The 17,953-nt window shown below is 59.6% G+C and carries 17 protein-coding genes; 13 read left to right on the top strand and 4 right to left on the bottom strand.

Annotated features, from left to right (window positions below; translation table 11 throughout):
* On the top strand, positions 1–268 hold a 268-nt coding region (locus VGH68_RS19425; protein ID WP_331605307.1), incomplete at its 5' end, for a helix-turn-helix domain-containing protein.
* Positions 269–290: 22 nt separating this feature from the next.
* Here the strand turns inward: VGH68_RS19425 and VGH68_RS19420 are convergent.
* Positions 291–1,373 carry a GNAT family N-acetyltransferase gene (locus tag VGH68_RS19420; protein WP_331605306.1) on the bottom strand — a complete coding sequence of 361 codons (1,083 nt, stop codon included), beginning with the start codon at positions 1,371–1,373 and terminating at the stop codon, positions 291–293.
* A gap of 276 nt (positions 1,374–1,649) precedes the next feature.
* Here VGH68_RS19420 and VGH68_RS19415 point away from each other — a divergent pair, with 276 nt between their 5' ends.
* The 8 genes from VGH68_RS19415 (at position 1,650) to VGH68_RS19380 (ending at position 11,453) form a co-directional block, all read left to right on the top strand.
* Positions 1,650–2,942 (top strand): DUF1972 domain-containing protein, encoded by a 1,293-nt coding sequence (locus VGH68_RS19415; protein WP_331605305.1) that lies wholly within the window; start codon positions 1,650–1,652, stop codon positions 2,940–2,942.
* A 60-nt stretch (positions 2,943–3,002) separates the two neighbouring features.
* Positions 3,003–5,246: a polysaccharide biosynthesis tyrosine autokinase gene (locus VGH68_RS19410; RefSeq protein WP_331605304.1), complete on the top strand. Its 2,244-nt coding sequence runs from the start codon at positions 3,003–3,005 to the stop codon at positions 5,244–5,246.
* Between the two features lie 4 nt (positions 5,247–5,250).
* The gene (locus VGH68_RS19405; protein ID WP_331605303.1) at positions 5,251–6,216 is read left to right on the top strand and encodes a glycosyltransferase family A protein; all 966 of its coding nucleotides are present in this window, start codon (positions 5,251–5,253) and stop codon (positions 6,214–6,216) included.
* Positions 6,217–6,226: 10 nt separating this feature from the next.
* Positions 6,227–7,138 (top strand): glycosyltransferase, encoded by a 912-nt coding sequence (locus tag VGH68_RS19400; protein WP_331605302.1) that lies wholly within the window; start codon positions 6,227–6,229, stop codon positions 7,136–7,138.
* A 2-nt stretch (positions 7,139–7,140) separates the two neighbouring features.
* On the top strand, positions 7,141–7,743 hold the full coding sequence (locus VGH68_RS19395; RefSeq protein WP_331605301.1) for a serine O-acetyltransferase: 603 nt from the start codon (positions 7,141–7,143) through the stop codon (positions 7,741–7,743).
* Entirely contained in the window at positions 7,727–8,983 is a 1,257-nt protein-coding gene (locus VGH68_RS19390) for an O-antigen ligase family protein (protein ID WP_331605300.1), read from the top strand. The genes VGH68_RS19395 and VGH68_RS19390 overlap by 17 nt, the downstream gene beginning before the upstream one ends.
* On the top strand, positions 8,980–10,080 hold the full coding sequence (locus VGH68_RS19385; protein WP_331605299.1) for a glycoside hydrolase family 99-like domain-containing protein: 1,101 nt from the start codon (positions 8,980–8,982) through the stop codon (positions 10,078–10,080). Before VGH68_RS19390 ends, VGH68_RS19385 begins: the two co-directional genes overlap by 4 nt.
* A 116-nt stretch (positions 10,081–10,196) precedes the next feature.
* Positions 10,197–11,453, top strand: coding sequence for an oligosaccharide flippase family protein (locus VGH68_RS19380; protein ID WP_331605298.1), 1,257 nt, complete (start codon positions 10,197–10,199; stop codon positions 11,451–11,453).
* Between the two features lie 46 nt (positions 11,454–11,499).
* Here VGH68_RS19380 and VGH68_RS19375 read toward each other — a convergent pair whose 3' ends face one another.
* The 3 genes from VGH68_RS19375 to VGH68_RS19365 form a co-directional block, all read right to left on the bottom strand.
* Positions 11,500–12,669, bottom strand: coding sequence for a GNAT family N-acetyltransferase (locus tag VGH68_RS19375; RefSeq protein ID WP_331605296.1), 1,170 nt, complete (start codon positions 12,667–12,669; stop codon positions 11,500–11,502).
* Between the two features lie 291 nt (positions 12,670–12,960).
* Positions 12,961–13,506: a hypothetical protein gene (locus VGH68_RS19370; protein ID WP_331605294.1), complete on the bottom strand. Its 546-nt coding sequence runs from the start codon at positions 13,504–13,506 to the stop codon at positions 12,961–12,963.
* A 140-nt stretch (positions 13,507–13,646) separates the two neighbouring features.
* Positions 13,647–14,432 carry an IclR family transcriptional regulator gene (locus VGH68_RS19365; protein WP_331605308.1) on the bottom strand — a complete coding sequence of 262 codons (786 nt, stop codon included), beginning with the start codon at positions 14,430–14,432 and terminating at the stop codon, positions 13,647–13,649.
* Between the two features lie 373 nt (positions 14,433–14,805).
* Between VGH68_RS19365 and VGH68_RS19360 the strand changes: the two genes are divergently transcribed.
* The 4 genes from VGH68_RS19360 to VGH68_RS19345 all read left to right on the top strand — a co-directional run.
* Positions 14,806–15,846, top strand: coding sequence for an aldo/keto reductase (locus VGH68_RS19360; protein ID WP_331605292.1), 1,041 nt, complete (start codon positions 14,806–14,808; stop codon positions 15,844–15,846).
* A 7-nt stretch (positions 15,847–15,853) separates the two neighbouring features.
* On the top strand, positions 15,854–16,684 hold the full coding sequence (locus VGH68_RS19355; RefSeq protein ID WP_331605291.1) for an amidohydrolase family protein: 831 nt from the start codon (positions 15,854–15,856) through the stop codon (positions 16,682–16,684).
* A gap of 59 nt (positions 16,685–16,743) precedes the next feature.
* Positions 16,744–17,487 (top strand): SDR family oxidoreductase, encoded by a 744-nt coding sequence (locus tag VGH68_RS19350; protein WP_331605290.1) that lies wholly within the window; start codon positions 16,744–16,746, stop codon positions 17,485–17,487.
* Between the two features lie 60 nt (positions 17,488–17,547).
* Positions 17,548–17,953, top strand: a 406-nt coding sequence (locus tag VGH68_RS19345) for a fumarylacetoacetate hydrolase family protein (RefSeq protein WP_331605289.1), incomplete at its 3' end; no start/stop codon positions are given.

Genomic DNA, 17,953 nt, shown 5'->3' with positions numbered 1-17,953 from the left:
CATGACACCGTCCGACTATCTTCAGAACGCGAGACTCAGGCTGAGTTGCCGGATGCTGGTCGAATCGCAACTTCCGGTCGACAAGATTGCGCGTCGTTGCGGGATCGGCAGTGGCGGCCAACTTGCCAAGCTATTTAGAAGACATCTGTCGATCACACCGACAGACTACCGGCTCAACAACCTCGAGCACCAGAACTTCGGTAATGGCTTGCGGGATTTGGACCTGGCGAGTGAGTCGCGTCGCTGTGCAGCGAATGAGAGGCTGTGAGAGCAAGCCCGCCTGGCGATTCCTATTCGACCGCCGCGCTCTTCTCCATGTCACTCCTGCGCGCCGCATTGACAAGCGCGCGTGCATGAGCACGTGCGCCGCGTATCAGTGCGAAGTCACCCCGCATGTATTCGAACTGGTAACGCCGCACTAGTTGTCCGCCGAAGCCGGAAAGGAATTCGAGAATCCCTGCTGTCGACACGCCGTCGAAGTCGAACTCGAGGTCGCGTTCGCGGGCGATCTTCATCGCTTGCCAGATGAGCAGTGCGACCGCACCGCTGTGCGCGGTAGCTCGGCGCGTCGCCAGAATGTAGTAGAGGTTGGCCCGGTCCCAGACGAGCGCGGTCGCGGCAGTCATTGAACCGTCGCTATCAAGGCAGCCGAGTATCGTGCCCGCTCCCCGTCGCAAGACTTCGGTCAGCAGCCGCCGCATGATCGCGGAGCCATATACGTTGTCGAGTTCGCGCACGGAAAGATTCGAATCGTAGAAGCTGACGAACGCATCGACGTCCTTGATCTCCTGGACGACAAATCGCTCCGACGACCGCCGGACGTGATTGCGGGTGTTCCGGCGCAGTCTGTTCCAAACCGTTTCTTCGTCCAGACCGGGCGGCAATTTGAGTGTGAATTGCACGGAGACCTTGAAACCGGCCAGCGCAAAGGCGGCCGCCTCGGCTTCCGATACGAGCGGGTCGGCAAGCTGCTGAAAGTGCGCGCACCGGGGTAACTGGGCGATCAATTCGCGTGTTACGTCCAGACGATGGACCCATTCGGCAGCGCCGGCGTGCGCGGGTTGGCGCTTGATTACCGGCCCGAGGGTTCGGGTGAGAGGCGGCAAATACGACACTCGCCAAAGGCCCCTTTTGGTCAGCGTGTACGGCATCTCGCCAATCACCTGACCGCCCGACTTCACGACGGCCATGTGCCAATCTTCGCCTGCCGTGGCATTTAGCCACCAAGGTTCATGAAATAGCGACCTTTCTACTAGTCCCACCAATGGATCGTGACGAAGTGACGACTTCAGACGCCTGTCGAACGGCGGCTTTACTTTATTTGACTTGAGCGCGTCAGGCACCATGACAACGGGAGCGCTGTCTCTTTTCATGACAATCGATTCCTCTCATATTGCGACCCATGCTAAAGAAGCGTGTGCGTTCGCTTACGTCAATTCTTTGGCCCATTCAGACAAGCCCCGTCTGTAGAGCTCGTAAGCGCAGTACTCGTCGTCCGACACACGGCAGGCCGGTATAGAGATTTATTCCACGTTGGCGGAATCAATCACGACAGTGACTGAATTCGCCACTCTGCCTGCCCTAGGCTTAGGCCGTACGACACCCACACGACGCGGCAGCATGACTTCGGAAGGCTAAGGGCAATCGACATGAAAACAAAGCAGCTGTTGATCATGGGAACGCGGGGCATTCCGGCGCAACACGGCGGCTTCGAGACGTTTGCCGAACGACTTGCGCTTTATCTGACAAGACGGGGTTGGGCCGTCACTGTGTATTGCCAAGGCCAGGTCGGCGGCACGCAACTCGCGGAGGACACTTGGTGCGGGATAAGACGTATCTTCGTGCCGATCAAGCGAGACGGTGCAATGGGAACGGTCGAATTCGACTGGAAGTCGGTTCGAAGTGCCGCTGAAGACGAGAGTTCGCTCGTGCTGACGTTGGGCTACAACACCGCGATTTTTTGTACTTATCTACGTTGGCGCGGCATCACGAACCTGATCAACATGGACGGACTGGAATGGCGCCGCACCAAATGGCGTTGGCATGAGCGCGCGTGGCTGTATATGAACGAGCGCGTTGGTTGCTGGACAGGCAACCATCTGATCGCCGATCACCCGTCCATCGCGGCACACCTTGGAACGCGAGTGAATCATCGCAAAATCACGATGATTCCGTACGGCGCCGACCGTATCGACGAGCGTAGCGGCGATCTACCGAAAGAGCTGGGCCTGGATAAGACGTCCTATGCGCTCGTTATAGCGCGCCCCGAACCCGAGAATTCGGTGCTCGAGATCGTTACGGCTTTCTCGCGCCGCCCTCGGGGAGCCAAACTCGTGGTGCTGGGCACCTACGATTCCCAGAAGAACTCGTACCATCGCAAGGTAATTGATGCCGCCGGTCCGGAGGTGTTGTTTCCCGGCGCCATCTACGATCAGCAGGCCGTGAATGCGCTGAGACGTCAGGCGCTTTTTTACCTGCATGGGCATCAGGTCGGCGGCACTAATCCTTCACTGGTTGAAGCGCTAGGCGCGAATTGCGCCGTCATCGCGCACGACAACGAGTTCAACCGTTGGGTAGCCGGCCCCGAAGCGCGCTTTTTCTCGACCGAATCAGATTGCGATCTCCACATCTCGGCGCTCTTTGCCGATGCCGCCACGGTGCGCGCGATGCGCGAAGCCAGCGGCCGGCGTTTCGACAGTGCCTTTCGGTGGGATAGCGTGCTTGCGCAGTACGAGGCTTTACTCGAGCGCAATCTGCAAAGCGGGCGCAAGCAGAAAGCATCGCCAGTGCTGCCGTCGACCGCGCCGTCGCAACTCATTGCGGCTCGTGAAGCAGCCGCGACCGCGGCTGGACCATTGGTGGCGACGGGCACGTTGTCTCATGCGGCGACTCTCGACGTTGACGCGATCCTGGTTGATGCGGAAGTTGTCAATCACCCGTAGTCGCAACGGCCAACAACGCGTGTCAGCGATGTCATCGAAATTCGGACCGAGTACCCAACTATGAATGCCCGCAGTCCTCGACCATTAGACCGCACCCAAGAGTCCGAAGAATATGGACTGGTCCGCCTTATCGACATTATCGTCGAGCAGCGTCGGATGATCGTTCTGATCACGCTCAGTTTCGCTTTGCTTGGGGCGTTATATGCTTTCCTCGCTCCGCCGGTCTATGAAGCCGACATCATGGTCCAGGTCGAGGACAGTCCCGAGGCGTCGGCGGGCAAGAGCCTGCTTGCTGATGTGTCGGCGCTGTTCGATGTGAAGTCGACTGCCGCGGCCGAAGCGCAGATACTCGGATCACGCCTCGTCGTGACTCGCGCGGTCGATGCGGTGCATGCGTATATCGTCGCCGAGCCGAAGCGGCTTCCCGTGATTGGCCGCCTGATCGCGCAACAGGCATCCGGACTTTCGGATCCGGGGCTGTTCGGGCGGGGAGGTTATACGTGGGGCACCGAGGAAATCGATGTCCCGCTATTCGATGTGCCGGTGCGAAGCGAAGACAGGAACTTCACGTTGAGGGTGTTGGACGAAGGCCGCTATGTGTTGGCGGGTCCGGGACTCGAACGGCCGGTGCCGGGTCGAGTCGGAACCAAAGAAGTCTTTCACGCACAGAACGGCGCCATTTCGCTTCTGGTTGAATCGGTCAGGGGAAAACCAGGTGCCGCGTTCGTGCTTAAGCGGCGCTCGCGACCGACGACAATTCGTGAGATCCAGGCGGGGCTGAATATTCAGGAAAAAATCAAACAGTCGGGCGTCGTCATTGCGACGCTTCAAGGCAAGAATGCCGCGTACCTGCACGATTTGATGACACAGATAGGCAGGGAATACGTGAAGCAGAATGTCGATCGAAAATCCGAAGATGCGGCTTTGTCGCTCAAATTCCTCGAAGCGCAGTTACCGGTGCTCAAGCAGCAGCTTCAAACGTCCGAGCAAAGCCTGACGAGACTGCGTGACCAGAACGGTACTTTCAATCTCGACGAAGAAGCGAGGATTATCCTCGGCCAGGCGGCCGACACCAAAACGCGACTGATTCAGTTCCAGCAGAAGAAGCAGGAGTTGTCGGCTCACTGGGGCCCCGATTCCAGAGAGGTCTCGACAGTCGACCAACAGATTGACGTGTTGCGCAAGCAAGCGGATCAATTAGACACGAGACTCAAGCTATTGCCCGACCTGCAGCAACAGCTGGCCAGAGTCATGCTGGATGTGAAGGTGAATACGGATCTGTACACGTCGCTTCTCAGCAACGCTCAACAACTGCTGCTGGTCAAAGCCGGGAAGGTGGGCAATGTCAGACTCGTCGACACGCCAGCATTACCGGACGAGCCGGTCAAACCGAAGAAAGCCCTCGTCCTCGCTGCTTCTGTGGTATTCGGGCTGATAGCGGCCACCGTCGCCGCTTATGCTCGCAGTGTCCTGTTCGGCGGCTTCAGTTCAGCGTCGCAGATTGAACAGAGTACCGGTCTGCGCGTGTACGCGACGATACCGTTCAGCAAAATCCAGGCGGCCATCGCACGAAGAACGGGTGATCGTCATCCCCGTGTCAGCATGCTTGCTTTGGAAGCACCGCATGACCCCGCCGTGGAAAGCCTGCGTGGTTTGCGCACCGCGTTGAAGTTCGCGCTGTTCGAAGCACCGAACAGGTTGGTACTCGTGACCGGCCCGACGCCAGGAGTTGGAAAATCGTTTGTCTCGGCCAATCTCGCGGCGCTTCTCGCTGCAATGGGCAAGCGGGTCTTGCTGATCGACTGCGATATTCGCGAGGGGCGACTGCACCGCTATTTCGACGGACATACCGCCGTTGGCTTCACTGATCTGATCACCGGCGTGGCCGGTCCCGAAGCCGCGATCAGACACGTGGCGCCCAGTCTCGACTTCATTGCGAGAGGTTCGATACAGCGGAACCCGTCGGAGCTATTGATGGACGATCACTTGCCCGAACTCATCAACGAATTATCGACCGGATACGACATCGTGGTGATGGACTCCGCACCGGTCCTGACGGTCACCGATGCGACGGTATTGGCGCCGGCGGCCGGAACCGTATTCATCGTTGCAAAGGCGGGGGTGACGAAAGCTGGCGAACTGAAGGAGTCGATAAAGCGGCTTTCGCAGAACGGCGTGACGCCGAAAGGCGTTCTCTTTAATGGAGTGAACCCGAATCTCGGCCGATACGGATTTGGGTCGATTTACGGGAGCTATCGATACGCTGCCTATACGTACGAGGACCCTCCCCGACTCAGCAGGTAGTTCAATGGACGTCAAGAATCATTCACGGCGATCGCCGGTTACGCGCCGACTCTATATCCGTAATCGCAACATGCAAGAACCGATGATATCCGTGTTGATGCCTGTGCATAACGGAGCCAAATTCCTCGCCGAAGCAGTGCACTCCATCTTGCAGCAGCAATATCGGAACTTTGAACTGTTGATTGTTGATGATGGATCGAGTGATCAGACTGGCGCGATCGCTACCTGGCTGCGTCTGTTTGACAGGCGCATCCATGTTCTGTGGCAGGAGAAGAGCGGCATCGTGGCCGCATTAAACAACGCAATGAACCACGCAAATGGAAAGTACTTCGCGAGGATGGACGCCGACGACATCGCTCATCCGTTGAGGTTCGAAATGCAAGTGGCGCGGATGGAAGCCGAGCCGCGACTGGTAGCTTGCGGAACCGACTTCGTCAAGTTCGGGGATGCGGCACAGTATGTATCCACACCGCGCAACGACGAGGATTGCAAGGCACTGTTGATGATCGAGAGCTGCTTTGCGCATCCAACGGTGATGATGCGTGCGCAGGTCATCAAGCAGGAAGGCCTTCTGTACCGGGCCGATTCCGAATATGTCGAAGACTACCGGCTGTGGACCGAACTGGCACGTTTCGGGCAGTTTGCCAACATCCCGCGACCCCTGCTGCACTACAGGGTGCACGGCGCGCAGGTCAGCACCGTGCGGATCGATCGTCAGCGGGATGCCCACGTCGGGATAGCGAGCGAAATGCTGGAGCAACACGGTCGCACGGTTCAAACTCGAAAGCTTAGAGAATTTCTCTGGCCATCGGTTTCCGGTGTGGAAAAGGCGATTCCGTACTTCATCAGCTCACGCGTACTGGCAAAGGACATTAACGCGGCGGCTCCGCAATGCAACTGGCTGCATATGCGCATCAGAAGGATCCGGCTTCGCAATGCGGTGAAGATGGCAGACGGCCAAAGCATATAGGGAGTACCACGTGAACGCGGTCCAGAAGTCACCTATGCATACGAAACCCACGGTGGATGTCAGCATGGTCGTGGCCAATTTCAACAATGGTCGCTACCTCGATGAATTCTTCCGTTCGATCCTGTGCTCGACAGCACTGCCACGCGAGATCATTTTCGTCGATGACGGTTCCACCGATGATTCGCTGGTGCTCGCGCGCCGTGCAGCAGAAGACGTGACAGGTATGAAGATCATCGCATTGCCGAAAAACGTCGGCTTCGCGAATGCGTTGAATGCCGGCATAGCGACCAGCGTTGCGACCTATATCATGAGGATGGATCCTGACGATATCCTTCTGCCCACACGCATAGAACGCCAATACGACTACATCACCCGCCACGGGCTCGACGTGGTCGGCGGTAACGCGCTCATTTTCCATAGCTCGACAGGTGCTTCAATCGGATCCACGAATTTCCCGCCGCACCATTCGGACATCGAGAAGACGATCATCCGGGGCGAGAACGGCGTGCTGCACGCCACGGTGATGGGTCGCGCCGCATTCTTCAGGAGCGAACCGTATATGCAGGAAAACGTTCCCGCCGAGGACTACGACATTTTTGCGCGCTTCCTGAAGCGAGGAGCCAGATTTGGCAATTTCGCCGAGCCAATGATCCGTTACCGGATACATGACACGAGTGCCTCCGCGCGGCTGCGCTACTCAACGATTCTGCGCACCTATCAGCTTCGCGACAGCATTTTTGGCGGACATACGCCGCGCTGGAAGGTGCGCACCTATTACTGGTTCATCAAGTGCTACCGGAACTATCTGGATTCTCGCTCGGTCGTGTCGAAGTACATATGGGCCGGGCTGTCGTCGCTGTGCTATCCGCAGAAGCTCGTGAGAAAAATTGCAAGACACGTTGCTTACCGGCCGGGAAGATGAATATGAAAGATCGAATCCATGACCGGTGCTTCGGGAAGGGACGCTCATTGAATGACGGCTTTCCCGCCCGGCAAGACCGCTCGCGCCGCGCATCGGTGCTGTCGATCATCATCGAGGACTGGCGCTGCAATCCCCATTGCAAGTCCCGATTCGTTCTCGCACTGTTCAGAGTTGCGCACGCGTCGTATTACGATTCGCGGCGCTTTACACGGGCGCTGACGGCTCCTTACCGGTTGCTTTACCGGTTCATCGCCGATTGGGTGATGGGGATCGATATCCCGTGCCAGGTCACGCTTGGCAGAAGCGTGGTGCTCTATCACTGCGTCGGAATTGTGATCAACGACCGTGTGACCATCGGCGACGGCTGCACCATCCGGCATGGCGTAACGATAGGAAACAAGCTGGGAGAAGACGGCGAGAGCGCTCCGCCGACCGTCGGGCAGCGCGTCGAATTTGGTGCGGGTGCGATCGTGATCGGAGCTATCAGCATTGGCGATGACGCGAAAGTCGGCGCAGGGGCGGTGGTCACGCGGAATGTGGCTCAGGGTGCAGTAGTGGTCGGCAATCCCGCGCGGGAGGTCGCTCGAGATGCGCAGCGAATTTGACGACCTGCCGATCTACTTCATCGTCGGTGCCTTTGCGTTGGATAACGCGGTCAATTATTTTGCTGCGGTTCCGGTGTACGTCGCATCGATCCCCGTATCGATACTGCTGATGTTTCGTTTCACGCGCGACCAGATGGACCGGCTTTGGTTTATCGTGTGCCTGCTGCTTCTGATGGCATCGGTGCTGGTCAACTTTGCACGGTTCAGGACGTCGATCGAAGACGTCTCCGACATCCTGTTCCTCGCACAGTTTTTTTCGGCTTTCTTCTATGCCCGGAATGCGCGCGTCAGTCCGTCCGCGATCAGTCATGCGACCTACGTCTTTGCGCTGCTCTTCCTGCCGGCATTGATCGGCATCAACGCGAGCGGCTTCGGTGAGGATGTCGACGCGTTCGCGTCGGGATCAACCGACGTCGAGTTTCTGCGGATTTACAACCAGGGCTTGTATCGGCTTCCTCACGTCGCGTCTTACATGCTCGCGTTCAGCAGCCTGTGGTGGACCTACATAGCCACGCATAGCCGGAAGGCTCGGCACTTGATGTTCGCCGCGCTGTTTTTTCTGTTCACGTTGTACACGGGGTCAAGAACCCCGGTGATCGTGATGGCCGCAGCCTATCTTGTCGCGAACATCCGGCTGCGCGTACGCGAGATGTCGATCATCGCCGGCATCGTCACCCTCACGGCGCTGCTTTTTGCCTACATGACGGAGATCCTGAACGCTCTGTTCGGCAGTTTCCTGTATCAATACGTGTCGTTCTTCGAGACGATGCACGACAACTTTGACCGATTGAGTCGCGTGATCATCTGGAACAGTTGGTGGTCGGCGATTTCGTCGTTCAACGCGCTCGATTTTTTCGTCGGCCGGAATTTTTCGAGTTCATTCGATTTCAACTCGCGTGAGATCGGTCTGTACATCTGGTTCCATAACGACTTCCTGAGCGCGTTCTACTCCTACGGCATCTGGGTTTTCGTCGCGTTTGTCGTGCCGCACCTGTTGGCGATAAAAAGGTCTTTCCAGATCGCGTCGTCGTCCAGACTGCTTTCGATGTTGGGTTTCTATATCGTCGCGGCTGCCTTTGTGAACGGTCTCTATAAGTATTTGCCTGTGCTCTTCTTCGTGCTGCTGTTCTCCGATGACGTGGCCGTTGCTGCTTACTCCCGCGGCGACAGGTCATCGGGCGACACTGTCCCCGATGGGGCCGGGACTGAAGAAGGCGGTCACGTGGCGAGCGCGCGATGAAAATGGCACCTGCATTGTGTCGCATGGCGGCAGCCTTGCTGTTTGCGATCGCGTTCGCGATGTCCGCGCTCGGCGCGGAGACGAAGAACTACAGCGTCGGCGTGTACTACTATCCGGGCTGGAGATTTGCCCCTCCGCTGATTCAGGAGCCGCCTTGGGACGCGATACGTCAATACGGTGGTCGTGAGCCGATTCTGGGCTGGTACGACGAAGGGAGGGTCGACGTAGCGACACGCCAGCTTCAATGGATGCGCGAGTACGGTATCGACTTTGTCATTTACGACTGGTACTGGGTCAATAGCGGTGGTCCCGTTCTTACGCATGCGATAGATGCTTATTTGCAGTCGCCGGCGCGTTCCACCGTCAGGTTTTCGATACTTTGGGCGAACCATACCGATACGCCAAGCTCGCTAGAGCAGTTCGATGCGATCGTTGACTATTGGATCCGTCGTTACTTCTCTCAGAAATCGTACTATCGCGTCGATGGCCTACCTGTCGTTTTCATCTTTTCGCCCGACGGCCTGGAGCGTCAGGCTGCTTCGTTCGGCACCGATGTCGAGCGGTTGTTGGAAAGGGCACGCCGAAAAGCAGTCAACGCGGGTCTGCCGGGAATTTACTTCGTCGCGACGAGCCAGGCAGTCGCTGGGCCTATTCAGCATGATCTGCCGGCGTCCGGCTACGATGCCGTCAGCGCGTACAACTATCACATGGGTCTCTCGGGTAACTATTCGCCAAACGTGCCCCTTTCGCATTCCTATCGCGAGTTGACCGATGGCTATCGTCAGAGTTGGAGCTGGATTCTCTCGCATTCGCGGCTGCCTTATTTCGTGCCCGTCACGTCTGGCTGGGATAAACGTCCGTGGGGTGGTAGTCCGGACAAGATGCATGACCGTTCGCACAGCACCCCGCGGGAGTTCAACGAACATCTGCAAAGTGCAAGGTCACTACTCGACAGGTATCCGGGCGAAACACACGGGACCGTTGTCATCTGTTGCTGGAACGAGTTTGGAGAAGGTTCGTACATCGAGCCAACGCAGAAGTGGGGTTTCGAATATCTGCAACAGGTAAGGGGTGTTTTCGGCGCACGCACACCATGAGAGGCACGGTCGTTTCGGATCCGTGCACTGACAAACCGGAACGTAGGCGCTCGTGCTTTTGAAAGATCGGATAGATGTAGGTACGTTGCTGCTGCAGATTCTAAAGGCCATTTCGAATGTTTCGCCAAAAGTCCGCAACCGTGATCAATCCACGAGATTCCGTGGTATCGATATGCGGAGTCGTTACTGCCCAGCTTGCGATGTTCGTTTGCGTATACCTGCTGGGCCACTGGCACGGGCAAGGGGCGCTCGGACGATTCAACTATTGGCTCGCGATAGGCTCGTTTACCAGTTCCATCCTCGCTTTTCGGTTTGAACTCGCGTGCGCGGACGACCAGCCATCGGCCTCGTTCAGTGCGTTTGTTCATTCGAGCGTCATGGCGCTCGCGGTCGTTCTGGTAGCGCTGCCGGTCATCTATGTACTTGGCGTCGTGGAGTACTACGTCATTGCACTGTTCTCGCTCGCATCGTTCATTCAGATAGCGGCGTCGCTGTACTACAACAGCTTGCGCAGCTACGGAAAACTCGCCGTTCCCCGAACGGCGATCAACGTGCTGTTCATCGGTTATCTGGTCCTCGACCATTTTCGCGCGCAGGCCGACGCGTCCGAACCTTTCGTCTGGTACACGTGGATCAGCGCGAGCGTCGCTCTGGTAATGGTCATCACCATCGTCAGAGGGGCGAGAAAAGACGGATTTTCCTTCCGGATGTCGAAGCGCTTCTTCGTCGAGAACCGGCGCTTCGCCATCTACATTCTTCCATCGACAGTCTGTGAATCGCTGATCGGCTGCGCGCTAGCGGTCGTCATTCCCAAATGGTACGGCGTAGAAAGTGCGGGTTATTTCGCGGTGGCCTATCGTTTGGGATTTTTCCCCGTCTCATTGATCGGTCAAAGCCTCGGAGGCGTTTTCAGACGGGATGCACTCGCGGCGATATCGGAAGATGACGCGGGGATGGAGCTGCGCCGGGTCTATGCCACCTATGCGCGTACCTTGACAGCACTTGGCGCACTTTACGCATTGGGCGGCGGTTTGCTGTTTGCACCGCTCGTGCGACTCACCTTCGGTTCGAGTTGGCACGAGACGATCGAGCTTTTCTTCCGTCTCTTACCATGGTTCACGCTGCAAATCATCTTCCTGCCACTTGCGCAAATCTTCCTTGCGGCCAGAGTGCAGCGCACTCATTTCCTTTTCCAGTTCACGTCTTGCGTCGGACTCGGGGCCACGTTGTATCTGGCAAGGATGACGGCACTGCCGGTTCAGGAATCGGTTCAGGCGTTTTCGCTGGCGGCCGCAGTGTTGACTGTTCTCGGGATTGCATTGACATATCGGGCGGTCAATGGGAACGGCGCGCTTTCGAGTAAGCAGGCTTGAGTTACTCAGCGCAGTGGCACGAGCGAGGCTTTTTCTCGCGACGTCGCTATCCGCCGGGACTGTTCTCCGGCAGTCCAGCGGGATCGACTCGTGGTGGTTCGACATCTTTCGCCGATGTGCTAGCGCGCTTCAAAACGTGGCGCAGCAAGCGGCGCACATAGAAAGCCGCGAGGCCCCACCGTGAATTGATACCTAGCGTCGTGGAGCAATAGCTCCGGTTGCCGCGTGACCAGTAGGACTTGAATTCCTCGGCGCCTGGTCCACATTCAAAGTCGAGCTGAAGCTCGAATGCCCACTTCGCGGTGAGTTCGACGCTCAGCAAACCCAACGACCACTTCCCGAACGCAGTGTCGAAGCTCGACATGATCCCTGTTACCGCACGAGCGTCGGCGCACACCAGCACCACGGCGACGGGCGTGTCGTCGACGGCGATAACGGTTGCACGGCTTCTGACCGCGTTGCCTTCCGCGCACAACCACGCAATCAGAAAATCGCGGTAGTGCGCCGAATGGAGCCACGGTCCCTGCTTGCCCGCGCGCGCGGCCCAGTCGCGCTTCCACGCGAGCATCGTGTCAACCGCGGCTGCAATTCGCTTTTTATCGGTCGCGTCGACTACATCGATGGCAAGCTTTCCTGCCGTCGCGAGGCGCTGTTCAAGCTTGCCGGGTTTTTTTCGATAAAAGGTGCCCAGCGAGTCGCAGAAGGCTTTCCAGTCGTAACGTTGCGATTCTTCGCTAATTCTCGCGACATAGCGGGGCGTATGTTCACGCACCATGAAGTGACGTTGCTTCAGCGCGAGCCGGTGCAGGTCCGTCGAGTCGGGAACATAGGGCATCTGGACGAAATCCGCGCCGCAGCGCTGGCGCGCCGCGTCCCACGCGCCCTCCACAAGTGTCGCAGTGCGCGCGTTATCTTCGACCAGAATGCTTGTCAGATCCGCGGATTCGGAGGACAACGGCGCGAGATAAGTCCACAGAGCCCGTCTGTGAGTGATCAGCGGAAAGATCAGCACGACGCTGCCCGCTTCGCGCCGCACGATGATGTGCAGCTTTCTGCGAAGAGGTTTCGCGATTTGCTCCCAGGCGAGCCAGCAATGAGCGAATGACTGGTAATACCATCCGCGCGACCGAGCCCACAGATCATCCCAGTCCGGCTGAAGCGCGCGAAAACCCGCTTCGTCGGTGACGATTTCGTATGCCGCGCTCGCGTCGTTCATTTTTTTCCTGACGTTGGGCAGATGGCTTGCGCGACCGTTGGACGCGGCGACGCCCGCGAGTCGAGCATGCCCGATTCGCACGCAACGTGTGTGCGATCGCGCACGCTGGGCAGCAAAGATCCGTCACTGGAGGAACGAACCTGAAGCGGAGACTCGAGGCCGCGACGCGGTCGAGTACCCGATCAAAGAAAGTGCCCGGTCGTGCCGGGCGTATCTTCTCGATTAGTAGTCGGGCTTTTCTCAGTTCTTATGGCAGCCGACATCAAGCATACTCACTGGCCCGACACGCACTCAGGCTGCGAGCTTCCCCGCCGCCTCATTCACCTGCGCACGCGTCACCGCCAATTCGTCGAGCCACGCCTGCGCATACACCGCGCCGGTCTCACGTTCGAGACGCGCAATCGTCGCCGCGCAACGGGCGGCATCCTTCTGCGTCGCGATAAACGCCTTCACCGACTCGCCACCCTTGAATGCGTCGAACAGCGGCACGCGGATTTCGTCGGGCAGCGCTCGCGTGGTCCATTGATACGGCTTGCCGTTGAAGGTCAGCGACGGCGGCAACACGCGCTCCTTGCGCGCGGCCGGAATCAAACCGTAGGTACGCGCCGCTTCGCCAATTTGCTCGGGCGAAAACAGCTCGTCGGGCGTGATGTCGAATTGCTGGATGAACGTTTCAATGCTGTGCATCGCCGCGGCGCGATCGTCGCGGCGCTTCTGCGCGTGAGCGACGATGTCGCGCAGCTCGTCGGCCTCGTCGGAGGTAATCGTGAAGCTCGACTGCTTCTGCTGGAGTTCGGAAAAACGCTGAAATTCGGAGTCGGTCAGAAGTTTGGCCATTGCTCAATCGATGCGCGCGCATGAGGATTCATGCGGCGTAAGTTTGAAAGGGCCGCCATTCTAAACCATGTACGCGAGCGCGCTGTGGCGCAGTGGGGCGGCGCGCCCGACAGGCGTTTTCGCCGCACTGGTTCGGGACGCTAGGCGGCCTGCTCCCGAAACATCGACAGCGCTTGCACCGTATCGCGCAGCAAGCCGGTGGCCGCTTCGAGCGTCGGCGCGACGTATTCGTCGATCCGCCGCAGATACGGGCATGTGAGCACCGCGATCGCCTGACCGGCTGGCCCGAGGACCGGAAATGTCACGTCGGTCACGCCGAAAGTTTGCTGGCTGTCCTTCTGCGAAAAACCGGCCGCGCGAATTCGCTCGAACGCCTGATCGAGCGCCTCGCGATCGATCGTCACTTCGCCCTTCACCTTGGTGTGCTCGGCAAGCATCTGTTGACGTTGCTCGGGGCTCTGGAACGCGAGCATCACACGTCCCGAACCGGTGTCGATCAGACCGACGCGCGAGCCGAGCCGCACCGACATCCCCCACGTACCCGGCCCGTCGACCTGGGCGATCACAAGCAGGTTGCCGCGATCGTAGACGACCAGATGGCATGACTGCTCGGCCAGGTCGGCGAAACGCTGCATCAGCGGCAGCGCCTCCGAGATCAGCCGGTTCATCGGCGGATGACGATGCGCGAGCGCGTATAGCTTCAGGCTCAGCGAGTAACGGTCGCCGGCGGCCGAGCGCACCACGTACTGACGCGCGACGAGGCGCTGCAGCATCCGGTACATCTCGCTCGCGTTGCGGCCGAGCAGCTTGGTGATCTCGGCGCGCGTCAGCCCTTCCTTCTGGCCGGACAGCAGTTCGAGGATGTCCAGGCCTTTGTCGAGCGCGGGCGCGCGGTAACGGTCGTCGTCTTTCTCTTCTGCGTCCATCGTCATCGTTAGCGAAGGTGCGGGTGCGTTTCTCATTATTAGGCGCGCCAGTGTCAGTGCGTAGCGATTCCGACCGGACCAGGACCCGTCCAGGGAAAATCCGGACGCCGTCCGCACGTCCTTTCCTTGACGCGGGAAAGTTCGCATATGAATAATAGGTTCATTTGTGAATGAACGCTATGCGAATATACCGGTAAAGAAAGCGCACAACGAAGCGTCGGCATCCACGAGCGTCGGGCCGCAATAGTCGCCGTCGAATATGGCCACAGGGCACAGGATTGTCGACGCTCGCGCAGCCGTGAGCGGCGACCGAGAGACAAAGCAAATCTCACCCGCGCATGGTAAAAACAGGAAAAACATGGAGACACTGTCAATGACGGCATCGACTGGATCGAAGATCGGGCAGCGGCGCCGCGTCGGCCGCCGCGCGCTGGAGGTGAGCGGATTGAGTCTGGGCACCGCGCCGCTCGGCGGCCTGTACCACGACGTGTCCGACGAGGAAGCCCACGCGACGATCGCCGCCGCGTGGAATGCGGGCGTGCGCTACTTCGACACCGCGCCGCACTACGGCAACACCAAAGCCGAGCATCGGCTCGGCGCCGCGCTGCGGCACTACCCGCGCGGCGAGTACGCGCTTTCCACCAAGGTCGGCCGCCGCTTCGTGCCGCGCACGTCGCCGTTCGACGACCGCGAAGGCTGGCAGAATCCGCTGCCGTTCGAAGCGATCTACGACTACACGCACGACGGCATTCTGCGTTCGTTCGAGGACAGCCAGCAGCGCCTCGGCATCATCGATATCGACATACTGCTCGTGCATGACATCGGCCGTGCCACGCATGGCGACCAGCATCCGCACTACTGGCGGCAACTGACCGAAGGCGGCGGCTTTCGCGCGCTCGACCGCTTGCGTTCGAGCGGCGCGATCAAGGCAGTCGGCCTCGGCGTCAACGAAGGCGCGGTGATCCTCGACGCAATGGCCGAGTTCGATATCGATTGCGCGTTGCTCGCCGGCCGTTATACGCTGCTCGAGCAGAGCACCCTCGACGACCTGCTGCCCGCCTGCGAGGCGCGCGGCGTCAGCATTCTGTTAGGCGGCGCGTTCAATTCGGGCATTCTGGCGCGCGGCGTCGCGGGCGATTTGAAGTTCAACTACGGCGCGGCGCCGGCCGAGGTAATCGAGCGGGTTGCGCGTCTGGAGGCGGTGTGCCGCGAGCATGGCGTGCCGCTCGCCGCCGCCGCGTTGCAGTTTCCGTATGCGCATCCGGCCGTCGCCACGGTCCTGACCGGCGCGCGCAGTACCGACGAATTGCGCGAGAACGTCGCGTCGTTCGAGTTGCCGATTCCCGCCGCGTTGTGGCCGGCCTTGCGCGAAGCCGGCCTGCTGGACGTTCGCGCGCCCGCTCCCGAGGACTGATTCGACCATGGCGATCGACGCTCACCAGCACTATTGGGACCCCGCGCGAGGCGATTACGAGTGGCTGACGCCCGAGCTGAAAACCCTCTACCGGCCGTTCGGCCCCGCCGATTTGCAACCGCTGCGCGCGCGGGCGGGGATCGAGCGGACCGTGGTCGTGCAAGCGGCGCCGACGCTCGACGAAACACGCTATCTGCTCGACATCGCGCGGCACGAACCGTCGATCGCCGGCGTGGTCGGCTGGGTGCCGCTATTGTTGCCGAACGCGCCCGAGCTGATCGCGACGCTCGCGCACGAGCCGAAGTTCAAGGGCGTGCGGCCGATGCTACAGGACATCCCCGACGACGGCTGGATCGCGAATCCCGAGCTCGCGCCGGCGATCGACGCGCTGATCGCGCACGACCTCGCCTTCGATGCGCTGATCTACGCGCGCCACGTCGAGTACGTCGAAATCTTCGCGCAGCGCTTTCCGGCGCTGCGTATCGTCGTCGATCATGGCGCGAAGCCGCAGATTCGTTACGGCCACGCGGGCTATCAAGTGTGGGCCGATGCAATCAGGCGGCTCGCCGCACTGCCGCAGGTGCACTGCAAGCTGTCGGGCCTCGCAACCGAGGCAGCGCCCGGCTGGACCGAGGACACGCTCCGGCCGTACGTCGAGCATCTATTGAATGCGTTCGGCCCCGCGCGGCTGATGTGGGGCAGCGACTGGCCGGTGCTCGAACTGAACGGCGATTATCTGCTCTGGCATTCGGTGGCGACCACGCTGCTTGTGTCGTTGAGCGACACCGAACGCGATGCCGTATTCGGCGAAAACGCCGCCGCTTTTTACCGGCTTTGATTTTTTATGACCACTTGGCAGCACTGCAACATCAGCAGCCCATTCAACTGGAGTCGTAGATGACGCAAAGACTGACGGGCAAAACCGCCCTGATCACCGCGGCGGGACAAGGCATCGGTCTGGCCACCGCCGAACTGTTCGCGCGCGAAGGCGCGCGAGTGATTGCCACTGATATCCGCATCGACGGCCTGACGGGCAAGCCGCTCGACGCGCGCAAGCTCGACGTGCTCGACGGCGCTGCGATCAAGGCGCTGGCCGACGAAGTCGGCACGATCGACGTGCTGTTCAACTGCGCGGGCTTCGTGCACGCGGGCAACATCCTCGAATGCAGCGAAGAGGACTGGGACTTCGCGTTCGACCTCAATGCGAAGGCGATGTACCGGATGATCCGCGCGTTCTTGCCGGGGATGTTGGAGAAGGGCAGCGGTTCGATCATCAATATGTCGTCTGCGGCATCGAGCGTGAAGGGCGTGCCGAACCGCTTCGCGTACGGCGCGTCGAAAGCCGCGGTAATCGGGCTGACCAAGGCGGTTGCCGCGGATTTCGTCACGCGTGGTGTACGCTGTAACGCGATTTGCCCGGGCACGGTGTCGTCGCCGTCGCTCGAACAGCGAATCGCCGCACAGGCCCAGGCGCAAGGCGCGCCGCTCGACGCGGTGCAGGCCGCGTTTGTCGCGCGTCAGCCGATGGGGCGCATCGGCAAGCCGGAGGAGATCGCCGCGCTGGCGCTGTATCTCGCATCCGACGAATCGTCGTTCACGACGGGCCAGGCGCATGTAATCGACGGTGGCTGGTCGAACTGATCTGATCCTGACCGATCCGATCGACGAACCAATACAACTGAACTCAAGGAAAGTGCAACGATGAAACTGCTTCGTTATGGGCCGAAGGGCCAGGAAAAGCCGGGCATGCTCGACGCGCAAGGCAAGATCCGCGATCTGTCCAAGGTCGTCGGCGATATCGACGGCGCGGCGCTGAGCGATGAAAGCCTTGCGAAACTGCGCGGGCTCGATCCGGCGTCGCTGCCGGTCGTCGAAGGCAATCCGCGTATCGGGCCGTGCGTGGCCAAGATCGGCAAGTTCATCTGCATCGGGTTGAACTATGCGGATCACGCGGCGGAATCAAATCTGCCGGTCCCGGCCGAACCAGTCATCTTCAACAAGTGGACCAGCGCGATATCCGGCCCGAACGACGACATCGAAATTCCGCGCGGTTCGAAAAAGACCGACTGGGAAGTCGAACTCGGCGTGGTGATTGGCAAGGCAGCGA

The organism is Paraburkholderia sp. (genome assembly GCF_036488505.1).
In the GTDB taxonomy this organism is placed as follows: domain Bacteria; phylum Pseudomonadota; class Gammaproteobacteria; order Burkholderiales; family Burkholderiaceae; genus Paraburkholderia.
The sequence above is the reverse complement of the archived record's forward strand: the minus strand, read 5'-3'. Positions and strand labels throughout refer to the sequence as shown.

Coding starts and splice junctions, on each gene's coding strand:
- VGH68_RS19420 (WP_331605306.1), bottom strand. CDS start 1,373: ATGAAAAGAGACAGCGCTCCCGTTGTCATGGTGCCTGACGCGCTCAAG.
- VGH68_RS19415 (WP_331605305.1), top strand. CDS start 1,650: ATGAAAACAAAGCAGCTGTTGATCATGGGAACGCGGGGCATTCCGGCG.
- VGH68_RS19410 (WP_331605304.1), top strand. CDS start 3,003: ATGAATGCCCGCAGTCCTCGACCATTAGACCGCACCCAAGAGTCCGAA.
- VGH68_RS19405 (WP_331605303.1), top strand. CDS start 5,251: ATGGACGTCAAGAATCATTCACGGCGATCGCCGGTTACGCGCCGACTC.
- VGH68_RS19395 (WP_331605301.1), top strand. CDS start 7,141: ATGAAAGATCGAATCCATGACCGGTGCTTCGGGAAGGGACGCTCATTG.
- VGH68_RS19390 (WP_331605300.1), top strand. CDS start 7,727: ATGCGCAGCGAATTTGACGACCTGCCGATCTACTTCATCGTCGGTGCC.
- VGH68_RS19385 (WP_331605299.1), top strand. CDS start 8,980: ATGAAAATGGCACCTGCATTGTGTCGCATGGCGGCAGCCTTGCTGTTT.
- VGH68_RS19380 (WP_331605298.1), top strand. CDS start 10,197: ATGTTTCGCCAAAAGTCCGCAACCGTGATCAATCCACGAGATTCCGTG.
- VGH68_RS19375 (WP_331605296.1), bottom strand. CDS start 12,669: ATGAACGACGCGAGCGCGGCATACGAAATCGTCACCGACGAAGCGGGT.
- VGH68_RS19370 (WP_331605294.1), bottom strand. CDS start 13,506: ATGGCCAAACTTCTGACCGACTCCGAATTTCAGCGTTTTTCCGAACTC.
- VGH68_RS19365 (WP_331605308.1), bottom strand. CDS start 14,432: ATGGACGCAGAAGAGAAAGACGACGACCGTTACCGCGCGCCCGCGCTC.
- VGH68_RS19360 (WP_331605292.1), top strand. CDS start 14,806: ATGACGGCATCGACTGGATCGAAGATCGGGCAGCGGCGCCGCGTCGGC.
- VGH68_RS19355 (WP_331605291.1), top strand. CDS start 15,854: ATGGCGATCGACGCTCACCAGCACTATTGGGACCCCGCGCGAGGCGAT.
- VGH68_RS19350 (WP_331605290.1), top strand. CDS start 16,744: ATGACGCAAAGACTGACGGGCAAAACCGCCCTGATCACCGCGGCGGGA.